Genomic DNA, 26915 nt, shown 5'->3' on the forward strand with positions numbered 1-26915 from the left:
TCTATTCAGTAGGTGCCGTGCTCGGGGTGTGCATGGACTCCATGTGTAAAGATGTAAGGTGGGTCCTCTGGTGTTTAGATCTTTGAAAATGATGTTCGCGGGGCTTGTTGCCGCTGTGTTTATGGCCGGCTCGGCCAGTGCTCTGACACATGTTTCCGCCGGAGGCAGCTACGACATCACTTCCGATAATCTCTTTTACGGCGCCGTGAACACGGGCGCAGGTGGCGCAGGGTTCTACTCGGTCAATTTCACGTCGCCTGTTGATCCGCTGGCGGCATCCGCAGAGGCAACCATTGGCATCCGCCTGCTGACCAACGCTTTCCCGCTTGGCCTGACCGTGAAATGGGTTGATGCGAATAACCCCTCCAATGTTCTGGCCTCGACATCTGTTCTGGGCGGCGTGACGACAACACTCAAAACAATTTTCGGAAGCGTGAATCCCAATATTCTGAGCCAGAACCTTGTGTTTTCCTGGTCGGCCTCCGCATCAAACGTCTCGTTTGACTTTGACGTGGCCGCGGTTCCGCTGCCCGCGGGCGGTGTGCTGCTTCTGACAGCCCTTGGCGGTCTGTTCATGGTGCGCCGCCGCAAATTCAGACCCGCGTAAAAGCGCAATTCCGGATTTGTCTTTCGGCCCCGGCCGGGGCGGATAAATAAAACCAGTAAGAGTTGTTATGGTAAAAGGGCCGTTTTCCGGTCCTTTTGTTTTGCGTTTGGATCAGATGGGTTTTCCGATCGCCTGGCGCAGCATCCATATCATGCGCATGCATCTGAGGCGGATCAGAGTTGCCGTCGCCCGCAAGGTCTCGCCCGGTGACGCCAGCTTTTTGCTGGCCAGCACTTTGGGTGTGTGCACCACGGCGCTCGCGGGCATCGCCAGCCCCCGCACGGCCCAACGCAGGCGCGCGGCCGGGTCCGTGCCGTTCAGTTGATAGGCTTCCTGGGTCGTCCGGCGCCATTTCGCCTTGAGCGCGGGCCAGTCCTGCCGGGATGGATGGCTGACCCGGAGCCGGTCCTCGTAGATCAGGCTATAGCCCCGGGCCACCGCGCGCATGGTCCATTCCCGGTCTTCCGAAACGCCGTTCACAAACCCGCCGATCGCATCAAATATATCGCGCCGGGTCAGAAGATTGCCCGCCCCGGAAAACCCCTGAACTTCGATATATCTGCGGAAATTGAACGCAAAGACGGCCTCGAACGCCTCGGCACCACTGCGCGGCGGCGGAGTTTCGTCAAAGACGTCCACACGCCCGCCAATCAGATCGGCCCGGTCGGCGATTTCGCGACCCACCGTCAGCCAGTCCGGGTCTGGCACACAATCGGCATCAATGAAGAACAACCGTTGCGCCGTGGTTTCAGCCACGCCCCTGTTGCGGGCATGCGCCGCGCCCTTTTGGGTTTCGACGATAAAGCGGAAACCGGGGAACGCGCGGCTCACCCCGTCCAGCGAGACCGGCGAAGCGTTGTCCACCACAACGACTTCCGTATTGGCGATGTCATTTTCACTGAGCGCGTTCAAACAGCGCTCTAGCCTGGGGATGTCATTGTAATGTGGAATGATAACTGCATCGGCCGGAGGCTGTTCAGTAATAGCCATGCTCATTACCAAAGGCTCCGCTGATATAGCGGCACTTATTCAACACAATGCCCATAACCTGCGTGAGGTCCGCCAATTGCCGCTCAGCCACATCAATATGATCGAGGCTGGTTTCCTCGGCCGCAGCCAATAGCAGCGCACAATCAACGTTCTTGAGAAACCCGTGACTGTCGTCACTCACCAACAAAGGCGGCGTATCAAACAGAATGATATCCGGTTTGAACTCATCCTCGATTTGCTCCAGCACTTCTATGGATTGCCGGCTTTGCAAAATCTCGGCCGGCTTCCGCGTCTGTGAAAAATTGAGCCCGAAAATAACGTTGTTGCCATAGCGCAAAGCGTGCTGATGAAACGGCAGCTCTCCCTGCAGGACGTCCGCCATGCTGGTACTGCCGGTCTGCTGCAGGATATCGGCCAGCCCTCTGCGCCGCATATCCAGATCGATAACGATGGTGCGAAGGTCCGCCTGTCTGCCAAGGCTAAATGCCAGATTGGCCGCGGCCGTGCTCTTGCCGCATCCGCTATAGGGTGAGCTCAGCGCCACGCGCCGCCAGCCATTGGACAAAGTCTGCTGCAACATCTTGGTACGCAACATGTCATAAGGGGAGGCTGCGGAACCGCCCTCATACGATATCAGGCGGTTCTTGGAGATAAGACGCGGATCGATCTCGATCTCAGGCAGGCTGCGCCAAATATCGACCTCCGGCGCCTCTGCCGAAGCCAGGCGCATTTGGGGTTGCGGCGAAGCGGGTGCGGGGTGCGGAGGGCGACGGCGGCTTTCCCGTTCTGCACGGGCTTTCTGAATCGCCTGTTGAAGACGATCCATTAAAACCACCCTGAGATTTGTAGAACAGAAATCACCAGAAAGTCTCCAATTTATTGGCCACGCGCTCGGCAATCAGATCGAGGGGCAGATAATAAGTATGCACCGCCCAAACCGCGACGGGAACACCGATCAGAATAGCCAGGATGACCGAAATCCAAGCCACGCGCTGCATGATCACCTCTTTTCGGGAGCGTACATAAGGTATGGTCGAGATCGGCCAGACCTCAAGCTTTTTGACCAGATCCTCGGGGCGGCGCACAGATCGGTTCAAAAGCTCAAGGAGCACGACAAGACCGATCCCCAGTGCAATGCCAAAGAACGTTCCGCCTCCGGCGATCATCATACGGTTGGGCTTTGACGGCGCGCTTGGCACCACCGGATATTCGATCACCGAAATACGCTGTCCCTGAGACGTCACCTCGATCCGTTCCCCGGTCGATGCCCTTGCAAGGCGGCCAACCGCATTGTTGTACTGACCCTGGATGTTGTTGTAGTCGCGCTGCAGTTCCGCCAGCATGATGGCGTTGGCCGGTGTCTGATCGATTGTCAGCGTCACTTTCTCAAGACGTTCTTCGGTCACACGGCGCTGATCTTCCAGGGCGGCGATTTGTGAATCCAGCTGAGCCAGCTGGAGATCAAGCGACAAATTTCCCGTTTGCGGATTGGTTGTCGCCGCACTGGTCGCCTGCTCTGCCGCCACAACATCTTCGAGCCGTGCTATTCGGGCTCGGAGCAATTTGATTTGCGGATTGCTTTCAGAATAGATCACCAGCTGATTGTCCAGCTGATTGCGCAATTGGCTCAGCTGTTGCTGCGACTGTGTCTGCGGCTGCTGTCCGGTACCGACAATCTGCCCCGTGGTGCTGTAAACCTCCAAAAGCTTTTCCCGCTGGCTCTTAAGGGAAAAAATCTGCTGGTCGGTTTGTTGCAGATTGCTTTGCAACGATCCCTGTTGCGCCATGCGGAACTGCAGGCTGGCAGGCAGCGCATCCGAGTTGCTGTTCTGGAACTCAAGTATCCGTGCGCTGCGTTTGTCGAGCTCTCCGCTCAGACGGTCTACTTCCTGTTCGAAGAACTCCAGCGTGTCCGAGGCCCGTTCCTTGCGGTAGGACACGTCGAGCTTTTGAATCTCCGTCAGATATTCGTTCAATACGCCGGCCGCGACCTGACCTGACTGCGCCTCGAAGGTGATTGTCATGAGGCTGGGCTGGTTCCGGCCCGTATTGGTCCGGATCTGCGTATTTCGGCGCAGGGTGTCGACTATTTTGTCAGGGCTGGCGTTTTCCTGGTCAGGCAGGACATCAAAATTCTTGGCGATATCCAGCAAGACCGGCCGTGTCAGCAAGCGCTGTTCGACAATCCGCAGCTGTTCCGCCGCCGATGTGTTGACCGTACTGGCCGCCAGGCTGCCCGGGATCTGAGGCGATTCAACAATCAGCCGCATGAGCGAAACATATGTCGGCGGCAGAGCCCGGGCGATGATTATCGACGTGGCCGACACGATCAGGGCGACGACAAGGAAATACGGGAACCGCCGCAGAAAAATGGAGATATAGAAACGAACCGGACCCATCTCAGACTGTCAGCTCCTTCTCAAGGGAATTGCCACCAAAGAATACACCGTCTTTGATCACCTGGCTGACGATATCTTCGCTGACTTTGTCCGATTCATTTGTCCAGGCATAGAGCAGGGCAAAATCGCAGAACTGGTTCACCAGCCGCGGAACGCCGCGGGTCTGCCGAAAGATCAGCTTGCAGGCGTCTTCCGTGAATTCCTCGCCCGAGCCGCCGGCGATCTTCATTCTGTGATTAATATAATGTTCAACCGAGGCCTCATCCATCCGTTCCAGATGAAAACTTGTTGCCACCCTTTGCGTCAGTTGCCGCATCTTGGGATCCAGAACCATATCCCGCAACTCGGGCTGTCCGACCAGAACAAGCTGAAGCAGCTCGTCCGTGTTTGCGTTGATGTTGGTCAGCATGCGGATTTCTTCCAGTCCTTCGACCGTCAGATTCTGCGCTTCGTCAAAAATCAGAACCACGCGCCGCCCCGCAGCATATTCCGAGATCAGAAAATCCTGCAGCGCCTGGAACATCTGCACATAGGTTGCATCCTTTTCGATCGTCAGGCCCAGGGCGTGCAGAACCCACTGCAACAGCTCGCCCCGCCCGCCCTGCGCATTCGAGATCAATCCAACCGTGATCGATTGCTCCATTTCGCTCAGAAGCTGTTGAACCAGGGTTGTCTTTCCGGCGCCGATCTCGCCCGTCAGCACCGTGATCGGCGCGCAGCTCATGATGCCGAATTGCAGGACGGAATAGCCGCGCCTGTGCAGCGGGGACCAATAGATGAAGCCGGGGTCCGGAAGCAGCGTGAAAGGCCGCCGGTCAAGACCGAAGAATTCTAGATAAAACCCGTCACTGGACGCCATTGCACCACGGTTGCCTTCCGCCTTGTCGAACCTCGTACTGGCCCCCCGGAGATTACCCAAACTCATACTCTTAACCACCAGAAATCCCTAACCTACGTACATATCACATAATCTAAAAGTACTTGGGTGCTACATTGCCACAAATCCAATGTAGCGATCAGCATTAAACTTCACACGTAATGATTTGACTTTGCTGTCCTTTCAATTGGGGTGATTATCAGTGATTGTTTCCGTTAAATGCCTGAGAGAACTGCCCGGAAAAGTAGCAGGCAGGTTAAAAACCGACACCCCAGAGAAAAATCCTGACGCCTTCCAACAAACCCCTTTCAAGAACCAAATCAGCCCAAAGCTTACCACTGTATCGAATTTCGCAACAGAATCTTCGGATCCCCCACCGGATCAATGTGCATTCCAGGCCCTGACAGCACGGTATGCCCTTCCTTTTCGACCGAGGCGGACAGGCCCGTCAGGATTAATGTTTTGCAAGCCGACCGGAATTTGTTAAGAATTGCAGGCAGAGCAGCCTGCCAGCGTGTGTGAAATTGCAAGGCTGCAAAAGACATAAAAATATAGAATTTATTACATATAGACTGAGGTTGAGCGTAGTCAGTTTCTGAGTTTGGTAGGTGGTTCTTGGGTTTTTGTGCGTGTTGGGGGTTTAAATAGTGACAATTCATTCGAAGGACGTGGCCGACACCGGCTACTCTAATATTCCTGTTGTGCCCGCCTCGGTGAACTACCCGGGATTTTACAGGGGCGTCGGGAAACGCGTTTTTGATATCACCTTTGTTCTGCTTGCAGCGCCGTTTGTCGTGCCGATGGTTTTCTGTCTGGCCGTGTTTCTGGCCTGTCAGGGCGTGACCCCGTTCTACCGGCAGGATCGGGTCGGCAAGAGCGGCAAAACCTTCAGGATGCTCAAGCTGCGCACCATGGTGCATGATGCCGAGACGGTCCTTAAAGAACATCTGGCGGCCAATCCCGAGGCGCGGGAAGAATGGAACCGCAATCAGAAGCTCCGCAATGATCCGCGCATCATCAAGTTCGGGTCGTTTCTGCGCAAATCCTCCATGGATGAGCTGCCGCAGTTCTGGAACGTGTTTGTGGGCGAGATGTCCATGGTCGGCCCCCGCCCGATGATGGTGAACCAGAAAAAGCTTTATCCCGGCGAATTCTACAATTCCATGCGTCCCGGTATTTCGGGGCCGTGGCAGGTGTCCAAACGCAACCAGTCTTCATTCGCCGAACGCGCGTTTCACGATACTGAGTACTGGAAAAGCATGTCGTTCAGACTGGATGCCTCAATTCTGATCCGGACCATTTTCGTCGTTCTGCGCGGCACAGGCTGCTGAGACCGGGATGTCCGGACGTCGCGCGCTGTTCGTCATTCTTACGGGGGTGCGGCATTGAGCGGAACAAGCCCCTCTCTCGGCAAACGGCTGGCGGTCGCGCTTTTTTCCGCGACCCTGTTGCTGAGCGCATGTGACTCGGCCGAAGAACGTGCCGAGGCACATTTCCAGGCGGGGATGGCCCATCTGGAAAAGGGCGATGTCGAGCGGGCCCTGATTGAATTCAGGAATGTCTTCAAGCTGAACGACCAGCACAAAGAGGCCCGCCTGACCTTTGCCCGGCTGGAACGCGACCGCGGCAATGTTCAGATCGCCTACAACCAGTATCTGATGCTGATCGAACAATATCCGGACAATTTGGAAGGCCATCGCGCGATGGCCGAGATGGCGCTGCAGCTTGGAAACTGGGAAGATCTGGAACGCTATGCGCAGGCGGCCATCGAACTTGCCCCCGACGATATCGGCATCCAGTCCCTCAACAACACGCTGGCCTATACCGAGGCCATCCGGACCGGGGATGCGGGCCAGGTGGATTTCGCCATCCACTCCGCCCATGAATTGCTGGACGCCGATCCCAGCCTGATGACTGCCCGACAGATCATCATCGATGATTTGATCCGCGCGCAGGACTGGGCGGCCGTTCTGGACGAAACCGACGCAGCCCTGGCCCTGAATGCGAAACTGGGTGAACTGTATGCCATCCGGCTCCGTGCGCTGCAGGAGTTGCAAAACCCTGAGGCCATCGCTGCGCAGCTTACGCAAATGATGCAGATTTTCCCCGGCGACCCGAGCGTCGAGCAGATGCTTGTCGAGCATCATGTCGACCATGGCAATCTGGACGCGGCCGAGGCCATCCTGCGCGAAAAGGCGGAACTGCTAGAGCAGGATTCCCCTTCGGTGCAAAGGCTTATTGCGTTCATCAACGAAAATCGCGGTGCAGAGGCGGCGATTGCGGAAATGGATGCGATCATCGCTGCGGGCGGGGTCAACACCCCCCGCTTCAGGACGATGCGCGCGGCGCTGAAATTCCAGTCCGGCGACACGGATGTGGCACTTTCCGAGATGCGGGAATTGCTGGACGGAGCCGAGCGGACCACCCAGATCCGGGCCAGCGAGGTGGAATATGCGCGGATGCTGTTCATGGTCGGCCAGCCCGCGCCGGCACGGGTCCTGGTCGAGCAAGTGCTGAACGAGGATCCCGCACAGGTGGAGGCCGTGAAGCTGAAGGCTTCGTGGCTGATCGAGGACGACCGGACCGGGGACGCGATCATCCTGCTGCGCGAGGCGCTTCATGAAACGCCCCGCGACTCGCATTTGATGACGTTGATGGCCAGGGCGCATGAGCGCAACGGCGACCGGGAACTTGTCGGTGAAATGCTGGCGCTTGCGACCGAGGTGTCCCAAAACGCGCCGGAAGAAGCGCTGAATTATTCCCGCTTCCTGCTGGAAGGCGATGATGCGCAGATCGCCGAACGCGTCCTGGTCGATGCCCTGCGTCAGGACCCTGACAATGCGGAATTGCTGACGGCACTGGGGCACGTGTATCTGAACCTGCAGGACTGGGCCCGCCTTGAGGCCGTTCTGCACACCATTGACGCGCAGGATGACGCCGGCGCGGTGCGCCAGTCAAAGGAGCTTCGGGCGCAAATGCTGGCAGCCCGGCAGCAGACCGATGAGCTGATCTCTTTTTTGGGTGAGCTGGCGAATGATCCGGAGTTTGGATTGCCGGCCGATATCGCCCTGATCCGCCTGATGCTGGCGCAGGACGACGTGGCGGGCGCGACCAGACGTCTGGACGAGCTGCTGCAGGACGACCCCAATTCGGTGATCCTGCGTTTTGTAAAGGCGCGCATCCTGACCGGCGCAGGGGAATATGACACGGCCGAACGCATCTATCGGACAATCCTCACGGAACGTCCGGATGCGCCCCGGGTATGGCTCGCGCTTTTTGCGCTGGAGGCCGAACGGAATGGCCCGGCAGCGGCCCGGACCGTTCTGACCGAGGCTTTGGCAACCCTGCCCGAAGACCCGGATTTGTTGATGGTTCAGGCTGAAGAATACGAACGGGCCGGGGAACTGGACGCGGCAATCAGCGTCTATGAAATGCTGTTCCCACTCAGCGACCGGTCTCTGGTTGTGGCCAACAATCTCGCAAGCCTGCTGACGACCCACCGCAATGACGACGAAAGCCTGCGGCGCGCTCAACATCTGGCGCGGCGGCTACGCGGCACGCGTATTCCCATGTTTCAGGATACCTATGGGTGGGTCGCTTATCGGCTGGGCAACTATCGGGAGGCGCTGATCTATCTTGAATCAGCCGCCGAAGCCATGCCCGACCATCCTTTGGTTCTGTATCATCTGGGGCGGGCCTATGCGGCAGCCGAGCGACCGGAAGACGCTTTGCGTACCTATCGGATCGCCGGGACATTGATGCCGCATCTGGATGTCACGCCGTCCCTGGAGGCGGAAATAGAGCGACTCAACGCGCAACTGAACACGGGGCAGTAGAAATGCGCTGCATTTCTGCCGCATGGTGCAACTACTTGGTATCCTGTGGATTGTCTCGTTTTTTGAATGAAGGCATAAATAGAGAAAAGAAAGATTTGGATATGCGGACAGTTATTGGTTCATTGGTCGCCCTGGTCACAGCCTTGATGCTGACAACGGGTGCTTTCGCGCAAAGTTCCTATCAGATACAGCCGGGCGATGCCCTGCGTGTCGAAGTTCTGGAAGATCCGGGCCTCAACAGGACCGTTCTGGTGCTGCCGGATGGATCCATCAACTTCCCTCTTGCGGGTTCGATCAGAGCGTCTGGCCAATCCATCAACGGGCTGCAATCCTCTTTGGCGACGGCATTGTCCGGCAATTTCAACACGACGCCGACCGTGTTCGTTTCCATCGCATCGCTTGCGGGCCCCGTCGCACCAGGAGCGGCAACGGTCGGGCCCACAATTGACGTCTTCGTAATGGGCGAAGTTGGCGCTCCTGGCAAACTGCTCGCTTCAGAGGGGACAACCATTCTTCAGGCACTGGCACAGGCCGGCGGTCTGAACAGATTCGCAGCCCAGAAACGCATCGAATTGCGTCGGGTAGACAAAAACACAGGCGTGATGAAGAGATTTCTCTACAATTACAAAACCTCGGGCGGTGGCATTCAGGGCAACACAGTGCTTCTTCCGGGAGACGTTATCGTCGTACCATCTCGCCGCTTGTTCGAGTAGGGGATATTGGTGGGGAAAATTCGGAACACGTTATCCTTCGCCCTGGCGAGCGGGGTAGCTTGCACAGCACTGAACGCCCCGGCCGTGGGGCAGCAGGTCGACACACCTCAGACAACCACGCAACAAACGACAATACAGTCAACGTCGGTTCAGACGATCACGTCCAGCCAGCAGCTGATCCAGCAGCAGGCCCAGCGAAATCCGGCAAGACGGCTGGGGCTGGGGGCTCAGCAAAGCGGGGTCAGCCCGGGGCTGAACGTTACGCTCGATTATTTCTCATCGCTCAGACATGACGACAACCTCCGCCTGACCGACCCTTCGTTCGGGTCCACGACCTGGTGGGAAAACACCCTTGCCCTTGGAATCGTGAACCAGACGCAGCTTTCGACTCTGGCGCTTGATCTTTCCGGCCTGTACCGGATCGCCAATGAGCCGATCATCGGCACGGATACCCAGTTTGACAATCCGCTTGCACGGCTGCGGTATCAACGCGCCGGCACCAACAGCCAGCTCGGAGCGCTGCTGGAATATCGTGAGCGTGACCTAGCCTTCAATCGGTCCCTGACCGATGTCAATCTGGATGGTATCATTGACTCGGCGGATGTCATCGGCACCACCGGCGATCAGGTCAACCAGCGCGCCAATCTGAACTTTCAGACAGGCATCAACGATCCCCTGGGTTTTCGTTTCAATTATACCTACCGCGAGCGGACATATCAGAACACGATCGACCCGTCTCTGTTCGACAACAGATACAGCGATTATACGGCGGTCGGCCTGGTGAGGGTTTCGCCTGTCCTGCAGGGCAATCTACGTATTCAGTACCGGGATTTCGTGGCCGACGACAACGTACAGACCGACAGGCAGACAACCACGGCATCCGTCGGCGCGACCTATGACATATCCGCCATCACCACGGTCAACGCCAATGTCGGTTACTCTCAGGTCGATGAAACACAGCGGATCAACAACACGAACGACGTGACCGAAAGCTTTGTCTGGAGCTTCGACTGGACCAGAAACCTTCCTGACGGCGCTGCGAATTTTCGCATCAATCAGTCCTTCGGGGTAAACGGCAGCCGGGTGAATGCCACGGCCGGGCGACGTTTCCAGCGGGCGAACGCGTCGCTGAATTTCAATGTGGGCGTAACCCGCGGCCCATTTGACGAAGTAACACCGATCGGCCAGCTGAACTATACGCAGCAGTGGGTCAACTCCCGGATCGGCGCAACGATCCAGCGGCGGGTCGGCACCAGCACCCAAAGCCAGGAAACCCGCCAGACGCTGGGGTTCATTACCTATGACTACTTCGTCAATCCGGTTTCTGCCCTCTCATTCGCCGTCAACTTTATCGACCAGGAAAACGAAGGATCCAACGCCGCCAATCCCCGTCAGCGCGGAACGATCAATGCGTCTTATACCCGTGCGATTACCAACGACTGGGCCATGACCATGGGCTATCAGTACGAGATGGATGAGCAGAGCGGCTTCAAGGCCAGCTCGAATTCGCTTTTCATCACGCTGGGGCGGCAGTTCTTCCTGAAGCCCTGATTGGAACCGAAGGGTGTGAACAAAGGCGCCCATACAAACATATTGTGTCGATCTCCGATCAAAATGCCCGGAGCCGGCCCCGGTGATACCGAATAACCCGTTTTTGTGTGCATGATTGTCACCAATGTTTCGTTTCGATTCGCAAAACCAGCGCGGTAAGCCCTTCGGGGCAGCCGGAACTGCCACGCCGAACGTCAATGCGGCCGGATTGTTCTGGTTTGCCCTTCTGCTGTTGGGGTCACTCCCTGTCTTCTGGATCGGAATCGTCTCACTGGGCGCGGCCTGGAGCACGCCAGAATACAGCCACGGGCCGCTGATACCGATCATTTCGCTGTACCTGTTCCTGCGCGAATTGCGGGACATGCCACCGCCCAACCCGGCTGTCCGTGATCGCTGGCCCGGCATCGCCGTCATTGCCGTGGCCCTGGCCATCGCCATCCTGGGCAATCTGACCCGCATTCCGGATATCGTCACCTATGCGATGATCATCTGGACCGGCGGCGTCATGCTGACCGTATTCGGCTGGAACCGCGGGATACATCACCAGCTGCCCGTGATCCATCTGGTCTTCATGCTGCCGCTGCCTCAGTTCATCTACTGGAAGCTCACAATCTTCCTGCAATGGGTGTCGTCGGAACTGGGCGTCTGGTTTGTCCAGCTTGCCGGCGTTTCCGTCTTCATCGAAGGCAATGTCATCGACCTCGGCGTCTACAAGCTGCAGGTGGCCGAAGCCTGTTCGGGGCTGCGCTATCTGTTCCCGATCCTCAGCTTCTCGTACCTGTTCGCCCTGCTCTATCGTGGCCCGATCTGGCACAAGGTGGTTCTGCTGGTCTCTGCCGCGCCGCTGACGGTGCTGATGAATTCCATCCGCATCGGGGTGATCGGCGTTCTGGTCAATCATAACGGCATCGAACAGGCCGAGGGGTTCATGCATTTCTTCGAGGGCTGGATTATCTTTCTGCTCTGCGTGGCCGTTCTGTTTCTCATGGCGCTCGGGCTGCAACGGCTGGCCCCCGAGCCGAAGCCCTTTGCCGAGGCCATCGATCTGGATACCGAAGGTTTTGGCCCCGTCGCGCTGCGCCTCTTTGGCATCCGCGCCTCGGTGGCGCTGGCAACGGCGGCCATTTTGACGCTGGCGGTGTCAACAGCCTGGGCCCTGCGGCCCGCCTCGGAGGTGCGGCCCATCGAGCGGGACCCGTTTGTCCTTTACCCGCGACAGCTCGGGGACTGGTCAGGCTCAACAACCAGCCTCGATCCGCAGGTCGAACAGACGCTGGGGGCCAGCGATTATCTCAATGCCACCTATATCGACACCGGGTCCGGCGATTACGTGAACATGTTCGTGGCCTTCTACGACAAGCAGACTGACGGCGACGGCATCCACTCGCCCGAGGTCTGCCTGCCGGTCGGCGGTTGGGAAATCTTCAGCCTCGAACCCTATGGGATCAACCCGGGCAACACCCCATATGGCAGCTTCACGGTGAACCGCGCGGTGATCCAGAAAGAGCTGTCGAAGCAGTTGGTCTATTACTGGTTCGAACAGCGCGGCAAACGCATCGTCAACGATTTCCGCGCCAAGATAAGCGTCGTTCAGGATGGGTTCACCATGGGCCGAACCGATGGCGCGCTGGTCCGCTTTGTGACCCCGATCCGGCCCGGAGAAACCGAGGCCGACGCAGATGCGCGGCTTCAGCGGTTCATGGAACCCAGCCTGAACCGCCTGCCACAATTTGTGCCGTTTTGATCTTGGGTTGCCGATGACACATCAGGTTTCACATTCCCTTTCCGGACAATCATCGCTCAGGATTTCGGACCGGGCGGATGGACGGGACAACAATTTCAATCTGATCCGCATTCTGGCCGCCACCGGAGTGCTGGTCTCACATGCCTATCCTCTGAGCCGGGGCATCGACGCCAGTCAACCTCTGGAATCCCTGTTGCACGGCATGGCTCTGGGCACCGTATGCGTCTGGATCTTCTTCGCCATTTCCGGGTTCTTCATCACCCGCAGTTTTGACCGGACACCGTCGGCGAAATCATTCCTGATCGCCCGGGCCCTGCGCCTGTTCCCTGCCCTTGCCACGGTGCTGATCATCACCATTCTGGTGGCCGGGCTGCTGCTGACCGAAGCGGCCCCTTCCGTCTACTGGGCCGCGACGGGCGAATATTTCATCCGCAATATCTTGCTGTTCAATCTGAAATATCCGCTGCCCGGCGTCTTCGTCGGAAATCCCGGCGGCGGCGGGATCAATGGTTCGCTCTGGTCCCTGTCATACGAGGTCACCTGTTACGCCGGCGTCTTCCTGTGCGGAATGCTCGGGCTGCTTGGGAACCGCAAAGCCTTTGTCGGCGTGACCCTGGTGTTCCTGTGCGCCTACGCCGCGACGATGATATTTGAGCTGAACCCACGCATCGAACAGCTTGCGCGGCTTGGGTTGCCGTTCCTGACCGGGATGATTTTCTATCTTTTCCGCCACCGCATACCGCTGTCCTGGACGGTGCTTGCCGGGGCAACGGCCGTGACGGTCGCGGCCTGGTTCACCCCTGTATTCATGCCCGTGTTTGCAGTCAGCCTGTCTTATGCCGTGTTCTTTTTCGGGTATGCCCCAACGCCCCGGCTTTTGCTCTACAACCGGTTGGGCGACTATTCTTACGGCGTCTATATCTATGCGTTTCCGATCCAGCAATTGGTCGCACAATCCGGCGTAACGGCACCCGTCATCAATATTGCCGTTTCCCTGCCCTTCACCCTGATCTGCGCTGTACTGTCCTGGCATCTGATTGAGGCACCGGCGATGAAATTGCGTCACCGGTACAAACGGCAGAAACCGGTCAAGACCAAACAGGCCGTGAAATAGAGGCCGCGCGCCCCTACCCTTTCCAGATCCGCTTATAGGCGGCGATCAGGGCCGGCACCTGATGAGGCCAGGCCATCTCGGCCTCGACCCGCGCCCGGCCATAGCGGCCCATGGCGGCGCGGCGTTCTTCATCCGCCAGCAACGCGGTGATCTTGTCGGCCATGTCCACCGGGTCGTTGGCCTTGGCGTAAAGCGAGGCTTCCTGTGCCGAATAGCGGCCTTCGGTCACGTCGAACTGAACGATCGGTCTTTCGAAGGCCATATATTCGAGGATCTTGTTCATGGTGGATTTGTCGTTCATCTCGTTCACCCGGTCCGGGTTCACGCAGACATCCGCGGTCGACAGGACCTCGAACAGATCATGATCCGGTGCGCGGCCGGTGAAGGTGACGTAATCCGACAGGCCCATCGCGGCGGATTGTTCCCGCAGCTTGTCCAGGCTGGGGCCGCCGCCCACAAGACAGAACTGAATATCCTCGCGCCCCTGGACCTGCACCAGATGCGCCACGGATTCCAGCAGCAGGTCGATGCCTTCCTGATCGCCCATCACACCCACATAGCCCACCATATACTTGCGCCCGTTGCGCCAGCCCGTGTTGGGGGGCAGATGCTGCAACCGGCTCAGATCGGGGCCGGAACGGACGACAAAGACATCCTCGGGCGCCATGCCTCCGCGCTCGATGGCGATCCTGCGATAGCTTTCATTGGTCGCAATCGACACCCGCGCCGAGGCGAAGGTCAGCCGTTCGAATGTCTTCATCAGCTTCCAGAAAAAGCCGCGCTTGTCGAACTTGGCCTCGTAAAGCTCGGGGTTGATGTCGTGGTGATCGAACAGATAACGCACGCCGAACAGCTTGAAGGGCAGCGCCACCAGAAAGATCAGATCGGGCGGGTTGCAGCCATGGATGACGTGAAAGCCGCGCGAAAACTTGATCTTCAGCGCCAGCCAGCTTTCCCAGAACAGCGCCGCGCCATATTCCAGCAGATATCCCAGCGCCCCGCTGGCATCCAAAGGCAGAGGGTGGCGATAGACCCTGATGCCTTCATCTTCCCAGACGCGTTCCTCGTGGCCCTTGCCGGTGGGACAGATGACCGACACAAGCGCGCCGGCTGCGGCCAGCGTGCGCGCCTCCATCCAGACGCGGCGGTCGAAGGGGACGGGCAGGTTCTCCACCACGATCAGAACCTTCAGCCCCTTCAGGGGCTGGCTCTGACGCAGCTCCTCGAACGAGACCGGCTGAACGGCAGAGGGTGCGCTAGTCATATTCATAGGTTCTCACCACCTCTGCAGTCCCAAGGGTCAAGTCATTCACGATCCGGTTTGATCCGATCACCAGATCCCAGGGCCCGGCTTCGGCCGTGGCACGATCCACCAGCAGGCTGCCCACATTGGGCAGATGGGTAAAGGCATAGCCCAGGTTCTGCCCGCGCAGATCGGCCGGTTCGATCGCCGGATCATAGACCGACAATTGATGACCTGCGTCCAGCAGCCGCCGGGCGATATCGACATTGGGGCTTTCGCGCAGATCATCGGTTCCGGCCTTGAAGGCCAGCCCCGCCATCAGCACCCTGCCCCCTTCGGGCAGCCGGGCCATGATGTCCTGCACCTGATAGGTCTTATGCGCGTCATTGGTACGCAACAGGCTGTCGATCAGATGCGTATGCGCGCCCACCTCACCCGCGATATGTTGCAGCGCGCGGACATCCTTGGGCAGGCACGATCCCCCGAACGCGCCCCCCGGGCGGGTGTAATAAGGCGAGATGTTCAGCTTGGTGTCCGAGACGAAAATCTCGTGCATGGTTTTCGCCGAAACGCCCATCCGGTGACAGATCCGGCCCACCTCATTGGCGAAAGCCACCTTGGTCGCATGCCAGGTGTTGTCGACGAATTTGGTGATCTCGGCCTCTTCATAGGCGGTGTAGAACACCGGGGCGTCCAGACCTTCGTGCATCTCGTCCATCACCGCGGACCGGCTGCCATCCGCGGTACCGACAACGATCTTGGGCGGGTTGAAGAAATCATCCACCGCCGAAGCCTCGCGCAGAAATTCGGGGTTATAGACAATCTCGACCGCCTGCGCCGTCCGGTCCCCCAGACAATTCCGGAAGATCGGCTCGATCAGTTGCCGCACCGTGCCGGGCCGGAAGGTCGACCGATAGGCCACCGTCAGCGGCCGCCCCCGGTCCGGTGAAACGGCCGCGGCGATCTGGCGGGTCACTTCGGCCACGAAGTTCATGTTATGCGAGCCATCGGTCGAACTGGGTGTGCCAACACAGACAATGGCCAGGTCCACATCGGACGGGTCCGGAATATCAACAGTGGCGTGGATCAGGTTCTTGCCGAGCGCTTCGGTCAGCAGCCCGGCCACTTTCGGTTCCTTGATCGGAGGTTGCCCGGAGTTGATTTCTGCGACCTTGTCGGCATTCACATCAACGCCGATCACTTCATGTCCCTCGCGGGTCAGGCAACACGCCGCCGTGAACCCCACATAGCCCAACCCGAAAATCGCAATCTTCATACTGCTACACCATCATTAACTCAGAACCAATTTCCAGCCGTAGCCGTAGAAAATTCAAATCACCGTGCGCCTGGCTTCCTTGCGTATTGAGTGTCCAACTCATGACACCGATTGAGAATACACTTTTAAACAGAATTCAACGCACCGCTACGAGATACGTAGCTTCTCTGGGCACAGAGATATGTCCAAAAGTTGGTGACGGGCTGATCGGGCGGCACGGTAAAGTTGCTTGGTCCCGTCGACGAAAAGAATGTCCTGAATTAGTTCAGGTATACGATTGCCGCTGTCGGGCTTTTGTAGCGCGGCGGAAAGCGGCGCCGCCGATCAGGCTCGTAGGCGGCTTCTTTGTTTGCGAGTTGAACCGGCGAATACGTTGCATTCCGCACTCTGTGATATCGGGTACATTGTCCCGAAACGGGATTGCCTATCTCACGCGGATCAAGCCATGAATTTTGCGGCATATTACGGGGGTCAGGCCGCTTGGTCTTCTGTATCTGGAATCCCGTATTGAAATGTCGCGCGGAAGCCGGGATTATTTTACGATTGTGGTTCCAGAACCGCGCCTTAAACCGGGACTATTTAAGCAATTTTTGGAGAGTTAGGTGAAAAAAAGCCAATTGTTTCTTGCTGCGCAACAGCGTTTTCGCGGAAAGCGATTTGTACATGTGGAGCGTCTGATACGCGAACTTCTTGCAGATCGCGCCAATATTAAGATTCTGGATGCGGGCGGTCGCGCGCGTTACTGGAAGCTGCTCCCCATGGAACTGCGCAGCCGGGTATCTGTCACTGTGCTGAATTTCGATAAGGATCTGGCTCAGTTCGATAACACGGTCGACGGGTTGTTGGTCGAGTGCGCAACCGGAGACGCATGCAACATGCCGGAGTTTGAAGATGGGTCTTTCGACTTGGTTCACTCGAACTCGGTTGTGGAACATGTCGGATCATACACGAACATGATCTCCTTTGCCCACGAGGTCCGGCGTGTCGGCCGGGCGTATTTTGTTCAAACACCGAACTTCTGGTTTCCTGTTGATCCACATTATGGCCGACCCTTCGTTCATTGGCTCCCCGGCCCGCTCCGGGTCGGGCTCTTCCAACGCACGTCTCTTGGCTACGTACCGAAGGTCGATTTCGAGCGCGCAATGGGACGAGGCGACTATATTAAGATTATTTCCAAAGGCATTATGTGCAAACTCTTCCCCGACGCGCGCATCGAAAAAGAGCGTTTTGCGCTTATGACCAAGTCGATCATGGCAATCCGCAGAGCATGAGAAACCTTCGCCGGATGGCTGATCCCTGGGTTTGATGGCGTGCTCTAACCGGTGGAATGAACGGACGCCCCATGGGACAGATACACCACGACCACGTCCGCCTTCCACGCGGTATTACAGCGACCGCAGGCTTCGAACGCAGAGTGGAGCGGCGGGCTGGCAATTGAAGTCGCCAAATGGTGCAGGCGTCAAATGGTTGAAGAGCGAGTCCGGTCATGACGTCGCGCTCCGGCAGGTGGCCATGAGGCGCAAAGCGCGCCTTTCCAGCTTCCATTCCCTCATCCGCACTGGCGGCGAGCAGCGCGTTCGACTCGGCTTTAAGTTTTCTCAACCACGGAGAGAGTCGGTGTATGATGGTTGGAGCGATGCCCGTTTTTTGGACCAGCGGTAAGCAGAGTTTTCCGGCTTCTGAGGTGATTCCCGCCTTTGAACCAACTCCAAGGAACGTGGAATTGAAACCTCTGATGCGCTAAAGCGTTGTTTGTAATGAGTATGGAAAGTTAGAACATTTTGAAGCAGCCGCCCAATCCTGTTCCGAATAAAAGTTCATCCTTCCGCACCTCTGCTCTTGCGGTGGGGGCAACGACAATGCTCGCGTCCAGTCTGTTTCGGCAGGTCCTCGGGTTGATCACATTGATAGTGACCGCACGGCTTTTGACGCCCACGGATTTTGGTATTGCCGCCTATTTCCTTGTCGCCACCGCCTTTCTTGAAATGATGCAGCGGCAGATCTCGAATGTTCTCATACGGCTCGACGATGCCACGCCCCAACATCTCGAAACGGTATTCACCTTTCAGGTGATCCTCGGCGTTGCCGCAGGATTGTTGTTTTATGCGTCCCAACCCTTTGTTGCCTTCATCGGGCTGCCCGAGCTGGCACCGCTGACGCCGCTTCTTTGCGTGCTGTCTCTGGTCATCGCCGTAAAAAGCCCCCGTTTCGTTCTGTACGAACGCAATCTGCGCTTCAGCTTCGCTGCCGGAGAAGAAACCCTGAGCCGGGTCATATATTCGATCATCGCGATCAGCCTGGCCTGGTACTGGGGGGATTTCTGGGCGATCGTCGTTGCCAATTTCTGCGCCCTGACCACGCGCTGCATCTGGACCTTCAGCTTTGCCCCGATGGTTCCGCGATTGTCGCTGGCGCGCTGGAAGGACTGTTTTTCGTTTTCGATCTGGTCAACCGGCGCCCTGGTCGCCCAGTTCTTTTCCAGAAACATGCCGCAACTTATCGTTGGCGCGACACTGGGGCTTTCGGATGCCGGGGTTTTCCGGCTGGGAAACCGGTTGAGCACGCTAGTCACAACGCAGCTGTTCGCTCCGCTGCAACGCGTGCTGTATCCCGGGCTTGCGGATATCTCGCGCAACACCAACCGGCAGGACGAGACTTTTAACCGGCTGAACGAATTGCTGCTTGCAATCGTATTGCCCGTTTCGGTCGGGATGGCGCTTGTGGCCAACCATGTCGTCATCGTGGTGCTGGGCCCGCAATGGCTGGGCGCGGCGCAGGTCATATGGGTTCTCGCCCCCCTGAAGGCGCTGGAAACCCTGCAGGAGAATGTCCAGTCCGCCTCATATGTCGAGGGGTCGACCAGGATTTTGCTTGTGCGCAACACCTTCCTTCTGGCGCTTGTCTGCCTGCTCATGTGGATCGGGGTTCAGTACGGCTTTACCGGGGCACTGGCAGGGGCCGGGGCCGGCAGCGCCGCCGCCATCATGACCACCCTTTTCCTGGCGAAACGATATGGCAAACGCACCTTTGCCGGACCTCTGACCGTTGCCTGGCGGTCCTTTATCTCGACGCTGGTCATGATCGCCGCCGTCCTGTTTGTCGGCAGCGCCTATGGCAGCACCGAGGTGATCGGTTGGGCGTATACATCCTTTGATGACCTGCCCCTGTTGCGGTTCCGGTTCATCGTGAAGGTTCTGGTAGGGGCCGGGGCCTATTTGGGCACACATCTGTTGCTTTGGTACCTGTGCAAACAGCCCGAGGGCGTAGAGAGCGCAGTTTTAGGGCTGATTGGGCGAATGCGTCGACATTTCTCTCAGCAGCGTAATAATGAAAACATCTAACAGGGCTAAGTTGTATGTCCCGATTAAGGCTCTTCGCAATTTCAACACCGTCATGCCTGAAAGACCCAGAACGAATGTACAAACCCAAAACATCGGGATGCCAGTAGCGCAATGTTGAGGGTCCATTTAAGAAATGTCGCCGGACGATGGTAATCTCAGCCCCTTCCCAACCCGATCTCAGCGTCATCATCGTGAATTACAAGACATGTGACGTGACATCGAAGGCGATACAGTCGGTTCTGGATCATCCGGGCCGTCTGGATGTCGAAGTGATCGTGGTCGACAACGATTCACGGGACGGCAGTGTCGAGGCATTGCGCGCAGCCTTCCCACAGATAACGGTTCTGGCGGCCGGTCATAACGGCGGATACGCCTGGGGCAACAATGTCGGCATAAGGCGGGCCCGGGGGCGCTATCTGCTGGTTCTCAACCCCGATGCGCTGGTGTATGACGGCACGCTTGAGCGCGCGGTGGCGTATATGCAGGACAACCCGGATGTTGGCATCCTGAGCGGGCATGTGTCGCTTGAAAACGGAACACAGCAGCCGACCTTGTTTCGCGAGGTGTCGCTCAGCAAATTGTTCTGGGGCCTTGTCGTACCAAATCGCATCCTGCGGCGCAGCCGGCTGTTCGGGGATCAGCGCTATGCCTCTCTGGCGCGCGACACCGCACAGGATGTCGAGGTTGTCGCCGGGTGTTTCATGATGATTGCGCGAGAGGTCGTCGGGAAGGTCGGCATGATGGATGACCGGTTTTTCATGTATAGCGAGGAATCCGAATGGTGCTGGCGAGTCCGGCAGGCCGGTCTGAAAGTGCGCTATAACCCCGAGGTTCGCCTCATGCATTACGGGGCGGTATCGACCGGTCAGACATCCCCTTGGAAATCCGTCGAAATCGCCAAAGGGCATATTCTTTTCCTGCGTTTCACGCGGGGGCCTGCGGTTGCGTGGCTGGGAACCGGGCTGATGGTATTGGCGGATCTGTTGCGCGCGGTCTGGTTCTTGCCTCTCGGCCTGATCCGGCCCGGACATAAGGGGGCGCAGGCCTGGCGCGCCCGGTTTGCGTTTTTGCTTGGGGCCCTGTTCCGTCAACCAAAAGGGCAGACCCCGCCACAGCCTGACACCGGGATGGCGGCATGAAGGCACTGGCCAAATCCGCCCTGCGCGCGACGGTGCATACCGTTCTGTCTCCGCTTGAGGCGCAGATGCTTGCCCGGCAGACCGAGGCGGAATGGCCCCACATTTTCATTCTGGGCGCCCCGCGGTCGGGAACCTCACTGTTTTACGAGCTCATGGTCACGCAGTTCCGGTTTGCCTATTTCACCAATCTGGCGCACCGGTTTTTCAGGACACCTTTGGCCGCCACAAAGCTTGGGCGACCCTTCATCTCTCGGCATAAACCGGCATATCAAAGCGACTATGGCCATATTTCAGGCTGGGCCGCCCCGAACGAAGGCGGGTGGATCTGGCAACGCTGGCTGGAAGACGGCCCCTGGGTGGATGAGAGCAGGCTTGCGGAGCTGCCGGTTGATGAGATCCGGGCAACGCTGGCTGGCATGTCGGCCCTGTCTGCCGCACCCTTCGTCAATAAGAACGTGATGCATTCGAACCGCGTACGGTTGCTGGATGCCCTGTTCCCCGGCTGCCTGTTTCTGGAGGTCCAGCGCGACGCCAGAGACACCGCCAGATCCATCATCCGGGCGCAGCGGCGCAACAAGGGCCCGCAGCGGGATCAGCAGGACTGGTGGTCCGTGCGCCCTTCGAACGCCGGGGGTGATACGGATATCGAACGCGCCTGCCGGCAGGTCACGGGCGTGGCCCAGGACATCGGGCGTGACTGCGCCCATGTCGGAGCGGACCGCCATTTCAGGGTCGATTACGCAGCGCTCTGCGCCGATCCCCGGGACATTCTGGCCGGCGTCGCCCGGTTTCTTGCCGATCGCAATGTCCCCGCCCTGCCCCTGAAACAAGACCCTGTTCCGATGAAATTCACCCTGAACCCGTCCAGGCCGCTTTCCGCAGAGGATGAGGCCGTCATGGCCGGTTTGCTTGCGCGCCCGGCAACCGGGGTGACTGTCTGATGGCGCATGGCACGCTTTCTCTGCGCCCGGTCGCGCCTGAAGACTGGCCCGGGATCAGCTGCCTGTTCGATGACCTGACCTACGAGCAGAGCCTGACCTATGCGCAGGCGGCCGCACGGCGCATCGGGGCATCGGCGGAATTCGTGGCCCTGTACGACGCGCAGGATGAACCTGTTGCCGCCGCCTGTCTGAGGATCAAAAAGGTCCCGGTTCTGAACCGGGGCATCGCCTGGATTGCAGCCGGGCCGCTGACACAGGCAACAGACCGGCCGGAACCCGGCCCTGACATAATCCAGGCCATCCTGTCCGGGCTTCGCGATCACATGCATGCCGCGGGCCATGTCCTGCGCCTGCGGTTTCCGGTACAGGTGTCGCCTTCCGAAGACGCAATCCTCCGCGCAGGGTTTTCGCCGACCCGGCGGGCCGACCCATACCGGACGGTTCTGATCGACCCGGATCGGGATGATGACAACCTGATGCGGGCCCTGCATGGCAAGTGGCGCAATCCTCTGCGCAACGCGCTGAAGGCGGGGCTTGAGCTTGAAACCGGCCCTCTCCGGGACCTGTCGGACCGCTTTTCACGGCTTTACGAACAGGTGCGGGACGCTAAAGGGTTTCAGCCCGACATCCCCCCGGAATTCTACTATGCGCTGACGGGGCCGGATTTCGACCATGACGTTCTGATTGCGCGCAAGGACGGCGAAGACATCGGCGCGATGACGATCGGCGTGTCCGGGCCGAACGCCACCTACCTGTTTGGCGCCACATCCGATGCCGGGCGGCGGCTCAATGCCGGGCACTACCTGATGTGGCAGGCCATGCTGTATTGCCGCGAGCGGGGGGCGCGATGTTTCGATCTGGGCGGGATCGATGCCGAGGCAAATCCAAGCGTCACCCGTTTCAAACTGCGAACAGGCGGCACCGAGGCCACCGCATCCGGCCCTTACGAAGCCCGGCCAGACGGGATTGGGGCTGATCTGGTCAATCTGGCCGAAACCCTGCACAGAAAGCTGAAATCCTGATATGGCGCGGCGGATCGGTCTCAACTTTCACGGCATAAGCCCTCCGGCGCGCGGGCTGGAGGATGGCGAGGCCCCCTATTGGCTGTCAGAGGCGCAGTTTACGGAAATACTGGACCGGGTGGCGGCCAGCCCTGATCCGTCAGCTTTCGTTCTGACCTTCGATGACGGCAACCTGTCAGATTATGAGATCGCCCTGCCCGCCCTGACGCAGCGGGGCCTGACCGCGCGGTTTTTTGTTCTGACGGGGCGGCTGGATGCGCCCGGATCGCTGGCGCGCGACCACATTCCGGCCTTGCTGGCGGCCGGGATGGGGGTTGGAACCCATGGGATTGCGCATGTCGCCTGGAGCGATCTGGACGCGGCCGCGCTTGAGCGGGAGATTGTCCGGTCACGCGATATGCTGCAGACGCTATGCGGCCGCCCGGTGACCGAGGCCGGCATACCGTTCGGCAAATACAACGCCCGCGTCCTGCGCGCCCTGCACAGGAACGGTTACAGGGCAGCGTTTTCAAGTGATGCGGGCTATATGGACGACACCGCCTTTCTGCGTCCCCGCACATCCCTGCGCGGGGATATGAACCAGGCTGAGATTGACGCGATATTTGCCGGACATATGCCGGCTGCCCGACGTTTGCGCCGCGCGGCGGGCATGATCAGGAAACGCGTCTTACCACTGCGCTGAGTACCGTTTACACCACGTCCTTCGGCCCATCGGCAGATGAACGGGCATACCCGAACTTATCCAGAATATGCCCCAGCTCCTGTTCGATATAGGCCAGATGCTGGGGCTCCAGCTCGTCTTTCCACTGCCCGCTGCGCCCGCTGCGAATATGCGCGCGCTCGTTGGTTTTGGTGGCCGAGACCCTGGTGCGTTTTCCGGCCTCGAACAGACGCATCAGGCGAACGCCCAGCTCATGCGCCGTGCCGCTGAGCCCCAGGAACGTGAACATCTCGGCATAAAGCGCATCGCGCTGATCACCCATCAGGGCGTCATATGGGACCTCAAGGATATCGGGGTCATCCAGATCCCAGTTTTCAAGCGTTTCGCGGCTGAAAAAGATGAAATGCCGGATCTCCATGAACAAGCCTTCGGTTTTGTCCGCCGCCTGCAGCTTTTCCTGATAGGTTTGCCCGTTTTCATCGGGCACATGGGCCCACCGCTCGTTCGTCCACAGATGGTAATGATAAGAGGACACGATCATGTCGCGTGGATCGCGCATGATGTGAATGCCCCGGTATGGTCCGATCCCGGACAGCGGCGTCTGGCTGTGTATCGACAGAAAAACCCGTGCCTTCGGGTTTGGTGCCTGCCGCGAGATATCCTCGAACCGTTCCCCCAGACCAAAGGCCAGCAGCCTGAGCACCGCCTTGAAATAGGTCGTCATCGCCTTGTGGTGCGTTCCGACAAAAATCTTGTGCTGAAGCTTCCCGGAACCTTTGGCGCTGCGCCTGCAGGCCAGGAACAACGGCAGCATCCGCCACAGTTCGGGGTTTGTCAGAAGGCCATAGTTCTTGCGGAACGAGATGGGGACCTGGGTGACGGCCTTTCGAAAGTTCGACCGCTTTGGCTTACGGCCAATCCCGGCATCGGTCATGATCTTTTCTGGCTGAGCTGACACCCGTCGAATTCCCTTTGTACAGTTTCCCCAGCGCCGTGCGCCTTGCCGTTTTCAGCTATCCGGCTGCGCTTTCGTCGGCCCAAATCGAGTATATCTTATCTGCCGCGGGTTACGCGGTTTCTGACCCGTTTCCGGCTGATCGCTTTCGTCCTGCGCATCAACCATCCAAAGGCCCGCCCCCAGCATGAACATCAAAAGGCAATATGTTGACTCCCAAAGGTGGACTGTAACGGCCGCAATACAAATTCCGGTCAAGGCAAAAAGATACCCCAATCGGTAGCTTGCCAGTCGCCCGGACAGCTGGGCCCGGCCTATCTTCAGGTAGATCAACAATACCGCGGCAAGAATTAGGGCAAGCGCCGGCAACCCATAGCGCATGGCCACGACCAACCAAAAGTTATCGATACTTCCTCCGAACATCCATCGTGGCCGCGTCCAGGTGTTCAGCCCGATCCCAAGTATCGGGCTTCTCATAACATCGTCAGTGGCATTCGTAAAAATGTGAATTCGATACCAGGCGGTGGATTTTCTGAGGGTTAGATAGGCCACAAAGATCTGAATCGGAGGCCTAGTCGCAACGATATCAACAAGCACATACATCCCTGCGAAGAGATAGAGCAGAAGGTTCCACTTCTTCTTGAGAGAGGCAAGAACGACCTTCCAGGTCATCAATGCGAATTGGACCGCGATGGAGAGCCACGCCCCCGACGAGAGAGACGTAAAGGTCGCAGCAAGCACTATTCCAATCCGGGGGGCTTTGTAGGTCAGCCCTTTGTCATATCCAAGAACATACCATGTCAGGGAAAACGCCACGCTGCAGAAAATGCCAAACAGGATAGGATGGGGCATCGACCCCTGCGCCCTGTAAAATCCCAGTCGGGGCGCATCGTGGATGACCTTTGGCACCCTGCCGATATTGGCGAAAAACTCAAGTATCAGAGATCTGTCGGCAACAAACTGATGGAGGCTGAATGGCAGCATTATCGCGATCACGACAAGCATCCAGACAGCAAAGACGCGAAAGGCATACGCGTCCCGTATCATCCAGCGTGCGATAAAATACGGGCCGAGCGTCTCGACAAAGGCAATTCCAATGTATTCCCATCTGGCAAAACCGTGGTGGAACAGGATCGCCAGGCCACCCCACAATGCAAAGCCAATAATAAGAAAATCCGGTGCATAGAACCGCCCCGAACCGTCAAGCCAGCGTATCATCGCCGGAACAAAAAAGATCAGTAATACCAGGCGGTAAATACTGATCTGCATTCCGGCGATTCCGAAATAGAACGGAAGAATGAAGCCGAAAATAAGCAGAGGTATGACAAACGGCCTGGATGTCGTCTGCACCACTCTTGTCATATCCGGCGATGCCACCACTGAAACTTACATGCCTCCTGTGCCTGAATTCATGGGGCCGGTTCCCCCGCGCGACCAGAGCCCTTGCTGCCCCGGCAAAGAAAAATTGCTTTCAGAAATCAGACTAACTGCAAAGGTCTTCATCCAGTACCTTTCCGAATGCAAACAATTGTTACTATGCAATATCGTTGCTGCCTGCGCCACAAATTGGCGGATCGGTCACTGCGTTTTGCTTCCTGATACCCGGGTGAGTGCAAAGCTTGCGCCTCCCCTGTCGCGTCACAGACTGAGCTCGATAATACCGTTGCTCAGCGCAGTTGGCGGTACGCAATCCGATTTGACCAGCACTATGGCCCGGCAAACGCAAACGGGGCGCCACTTTGTGCGCCCCGCAAAAACAATTCAGGTGGAAGATTCCAAATTGTTCAGAATTTGAACATCAAGCGATCAGCCCGTCATACAACGGGGACGTATCGACAAACTGAACCTCATCGTCGATCGCAAAGGCGCTGATTTCGCCATCAACGTCACGACCCCATGGGGTTCCGAGTGTCCACCCGTATTCACGGCCGCCGACAAAGTCGAAATCAACTCCACTTTCATCGATGACAACTTCGTCATCCACGATCACCTGAAGCCGGTCCGCATTCTGGTCCACCAGAAGCGAGATTTCATGCGTATCCGTATCGTTCAGACCCAGGTCAAACGCCTTGAAGCCCTTGTTGAACTTGGCGTCTTCGTTGGCCACATGCGCGATCAGCCCGTCGCCCGTAAGCGTGAGGCCGATATTTGTGTGGTTCCAAACAAGACGCTGGGCGCTGCCATCGGCCTCATCCCTGGTGAATTCGACCGTAAAGGCGATCTGCTCTGAAGATTCGAATTCCTTCAGCCGGCCAAGTTTCACGAAGTCATCCCGACCGTCCAACTGAATCGCCGGACCGGACGCTGAATTGGTAACGGTTGCATCCCCTTTCAGAGCGGCCTGGCCGCTGCCCGGCAGGTTGGCGATATCGAGAACGTAGTCATCAAAGACCATGCCGAAGCCTTGCCCTGCGTCCGGGGTTGTCGTCCCGGTGTCAGGAGTGGTTGTGCCGGTATCCGGGGTCGTCGTCCCGGTGTCCGGAGTGGTTGTGCCAGTATCCGGGGT

At 58.1% G+C, this 26915-nt stretch carries 23 protein-coding genes; 14 read left to right on the plus strand and 9 right to left on the minus strand.

All coding sequences use genetic code 11. The annotated features are described in order from the left end of the window. Positions 1 to 70 precede the first annotated feature (70 nt). Entirely contained in the window at positions 71 to 607 is a 537-nt protein-coding gene (locus tag ACR0D8_RS21705; RefSeq protein ID WP_475163546.1) for a VPLPA-CTERM sorting domain-containing protein, read from the plus strand. 111 nt (positions 608 to 718) lie between these two features. On the opposite strand, the gene ACR0D8_RS21710 is transcribed toward ACR0D8_RS21705, so the two are convergent. The 4 genes from ACR0D8_RS21710 to ACR0D8_RS21725 are packed head-to-tail and all read right to left on the minus strand — an operon-like array spanning position 719 to position 4915. Next, positions 719 to 1597 carry a glycosyltransferase family 2 protein gene (locus ACR0D8_RS21710; RefSeq protein ID WP_480649613.1) on the minus strand — a complete coding sequence of 293 codons (879 nt, stop codon included), beginning with the start codon at positions 1595 to 1597 and terminating at the stop codon, positions 719 to 721. Next, the gene (locus tag ACR0D8_RS21715) at positions 1584 to 2423 is read right to left on the minus strand and encodes a CpsD/CapB family tyrosine-protein kinase (RefSeq protein WP_480649614.1); all 840 of its coding nucleotides are present in this window, start codon (positions 2421 to 2423) and stop codon (positions 1584 to 1586) included. Before ACR0D8_RS21715 ends, ACR0D8_RS21710 begins: the two co-directional genes overlap by 14 nt. 31 nt (positions 2424 to 2454) lie before the next feature. Continuing rightward, on the minus strand, positions 2455 to 3996 hold the full coding sequence (locus ACR0D8_RS21720) for a GumC family protein (protein ID WP_480649615.1): 1542 nt from the start codon (positions 3994 to 3996) through the stop codon (positions 2455 to 2457). A 1-nt stretch (position 3997) separates the two neighbouring features. Continuing rightward, a complete protein-coding gene (locus ACR0D8_RS21725) occupies positions 3998 to 4915 on the minus strand; it encodes an ExeA family protein (RefSeq protein ID WP_480649616.1) in 918 nt (305 codons plus the stop codon). Positions 4916 to 5520: 605 nt separating this feature from the next. Between ACR0D8_RS21725 and ACR0D8_RS21730 the strand changes: the two genes are divergently transcribed. The 6 genes from ACR0D8_RS21730 (at position 5521) to ACR0D8_RS21755 (ending at position 13831) form a co-directional block, all read left to right on the plus strand. Then, positions 5521 to 6204 carry a sugar transferase gene (locus ACR0D8_RS21730; RefSeq protein ID WP_475163537.1) on the plus strand — a complete coding sequence of 228 codons (684 nt, stop codon included), beginning with the start codon at positions 5521 to 5523 and terminating at the stop codon, positions 6202 to 6204. A gap of 54 nt (positions 6205 to 6258) precedes the next feature. Next, positions 6259 to 8709 (plus strand): tetratricopeptide repeat protein, encoded by a 2451-nt coding sequence (locus ACR0D8_RS21735; protein ID WP_480649617.1) that lies wholly within the window; start codon positions 6259 to 6261, stop codon positions 8707 to 8709. A gap of 2 nt (positions 8710 to 8711) precedes the next feature. After that, positions 8712 to 9422 carry a polysaccharide biosynthesis/export family protein gene (locus ACR0D8_RS21740; RefSeq protein ID WP_475163534.1) on the plus strand — a complete coding sequence of 237 codons (711 nt, stop codon included), beginning with the start codon at positions 8712 to 8714 and terminating at the stop codon, positions 9420 to 9422. A 9-nt stretch (positions 9423 to 9431) separates the two neighbouring features. Beyond that, positions 9432 to 10973 (plus strand): hypothetical protein, encoded by a 1542-nt coding sequence (locus tag ACR0D8_RS21745; RefSeq protein WP_480649618.1) that lies wholly within the window; start codon positions 9432 to 9434, stop codon positions 10971 to 10973. A gap of 124 nt (positions 10974 to 11097) precedes the next feature. Continuing rightward, positions 11098 to 12717 (plus strand): VPLPA-CTERM-specific exosortase XrtD, encoded by a 1620-nt coding sequence (gene xrtD, locus ACR0D8_RS21750; protein ID WP_480649619.1) that lies wholly within the window; start codon positions 11098 to 11100, stop codon positions 12715 to 12717. Positions 12718 to 12730: 13 nt separating this feature from the next. Further along, positions 12731 to 13831, plus strand: a complete 1101-nt coding sequence (locus ACR0D8_RS21755; protein ID WP_480649620.1) for an acyltransferase family protein — start codon at positions 12731 to 12733, stop codon at positions 13829 to 13831. 13 nt (positions 13832 to 13844) lie between these two features. Here ACR0D8_RS21755 and ACR0D8_RS21760 read toward each other — a convergent pair whose 3' ends face one another. Continuing rightward, the gene (locus ACR0D8_RS21760; RefSeq protein ID WP_480649621.1) at positions 13845 to 15095 is read right to left on the minus strand and encodes a glycosyltransferase family 4 protein; all 1251 of its coding nucleotides are present in this window, start codon (positions 15093 to 15095) and stop codon (positions 13845 to 13847) included. Further along, positions 15088 to 16350 carry a nucleotide sugar dehydrogenase gene (locus ACR0D8_RS21765; protein ID WP_480649622.1) on the minus strand — a complete coding sequence of 421 codons (1263 nt, stop codon included), beginning with the start codon at positions 16348 to 16350 and terminating at the stop codon, positions 15088 to 15090. Before ACR0D8_RS21765 ends, ACR0D8_RS21760 begins: the two co-directional genes overlap by 8 nt. A gap of 602 nt (positions 16351 to 16952) precedes the next feature. Between ACR0D8_RS21765 and ACR0D8_RS21770 the strand changes: the two genes are divergently transcribed. The 6 genes from ACR0D8_RS21770 to ACR0D8_RS21795 all read left to right on the plus strand — a co-directional run bounded on the left by ACR0D8_RS21770 (position 16953) and on the right by ACR0D8_RS21795 (position 23475). After that, positions 16953 to 17621, plus strand: a complete 669-nt coding sequence (locus ACR0D8_RS21770; RefSeq protein ID WP_475163685.1) for a class I SAM-dependent methyltransferase — start codon at positions 16953 to 16955, stop codon at positions 17619 to 17621. A 588-nt stretch (positions 17622 to 18209) separates the two neighbouring features. Beyond that, positions 18210 to 19691, plus strand: a complete 1482-nt coding sequence (locus ACR0D8_RS21775; protein ID WP_480649623.1) for an oligosaccharide flippase family protein — start codon at positions 18210 to 18212, stop codon at positions 19689 to 19691. Positions 19692 to 19837: 146 nt separating this feature from the next. Beyond that, positions 19838 to 20830: a glycosyltransferase family 2 protein gene (locus ACR0D8_RS21780; protein ID WP_480649624.1), complete on the plus strand. Its 993-nt coding sequence runs from the start codon at positions 19838 to 19840 to the stop codon at positions 20828 to 20830. After that, complete coding sequence (locus tag ACR0D8_RS21785) at positions 20827 to 21771, plus strand: sulfotransferase (protein ID WP_480649625.1); 945 nt, start codon at positions 20827 to 20829, stop codon at positions 21769 to 21771. Before ACR0D8_RS21780 ends, ACR0D8_RS21785 begins: the two co-directional genes overlap by 4 nt. After that, on the plus strand, positions 21771 to 22793 hold the full coding sequence (locus tag ACR0D8_RS21790) for a lipid II:glycine glycyltransferase FemX (RefSeq protein ID WP_480649626.1): 1023 nt from the start codon (positions 21771 to 21773) through the stop codon (positions 22791 to 22793). Before ACR0D8_RS21785 ends, ACR0D8_RS21790 begins: the two co-directional genes overlap by 1 nt. A 1-nt stretch (position 22794) precedes the next feature. Then, the gene (locus ACR0D8_RS21795; RefSeq protein WP_480649627.1) at positions 22795 to 23475 is read left to right on the plus strand and encodes a polysaccharide deacetylase family protein; all 681 of its coding nucleotides are present in this window, start codon (positions 22795 to 22797) and stop codon (positions 23473 to 23475) included. 7 nt (positions 23476 to 23482) lie between these two features. Here ACR0D8_RS21795 and ACR0D8_RS21800 read toward each other — a convergent pair whose 3' ends face one another. Together ACR0D8_RS21800 and ACR0D8_RS21805 are read right to left on the minus strand one after the other, a co-directional pair. Continuing rightward, positions 23483 to 24412, minus strand: a complete 930-nt coding sequence (locus ACR0D8_RS21800; protein ID WP_475163666.1) for a sulfotransferase domain-containing protein — start codon at positions 24410 to 24412, stop codon at positions 23483 to 23485. A 51-nt stretch (positions 24413 to 24463) separates the two neighbouring features. Beyond that, the gene (locus tag ACR0D8_RS21805; RefSeq protein WP_480649628.1) at positions 24464 to 25678 is read right to left on the minus strand and encodes a hypothetical protein; all 1215 of its coding nucleotides are present in this window, start codon (positions 25676 to 25678) and stop codon (positions 24464 to 24466) included. 28 nt (positions 25679 to 25706) lie between these two features. Between ACR0D8_RS21805 and ACR0D8_RS21810 the strand changes: the two genes are divergently transcribed. Continuing rightward, positions 25707 to 26204, plus strand: coding sequence for a hypothetical protein (locus tag ACR0D8_RS21810; protein ID WP_480649629.1), 498 nt, complete (start codon positions 25707 to 25709; stop codon positions 26202 to 26204). Between the two features lie 3 nt (positions 26205 to 26207). Here ACR0D8_RS21810 and ACR0D8_RS21815 read toward each other — a convergent pair. Next, positions 26208 to 26915 (minus strand): hypothetical protein (locus ACR0D8_RS21815; RefSeq protein ID WP_480649630.1); only part of this gene is annotated, 708 nt, incomplete at its 5' end.

The sequence above is a fragment of the Ruegeria sp. BG10 genome, assembly GCF_056538575.1.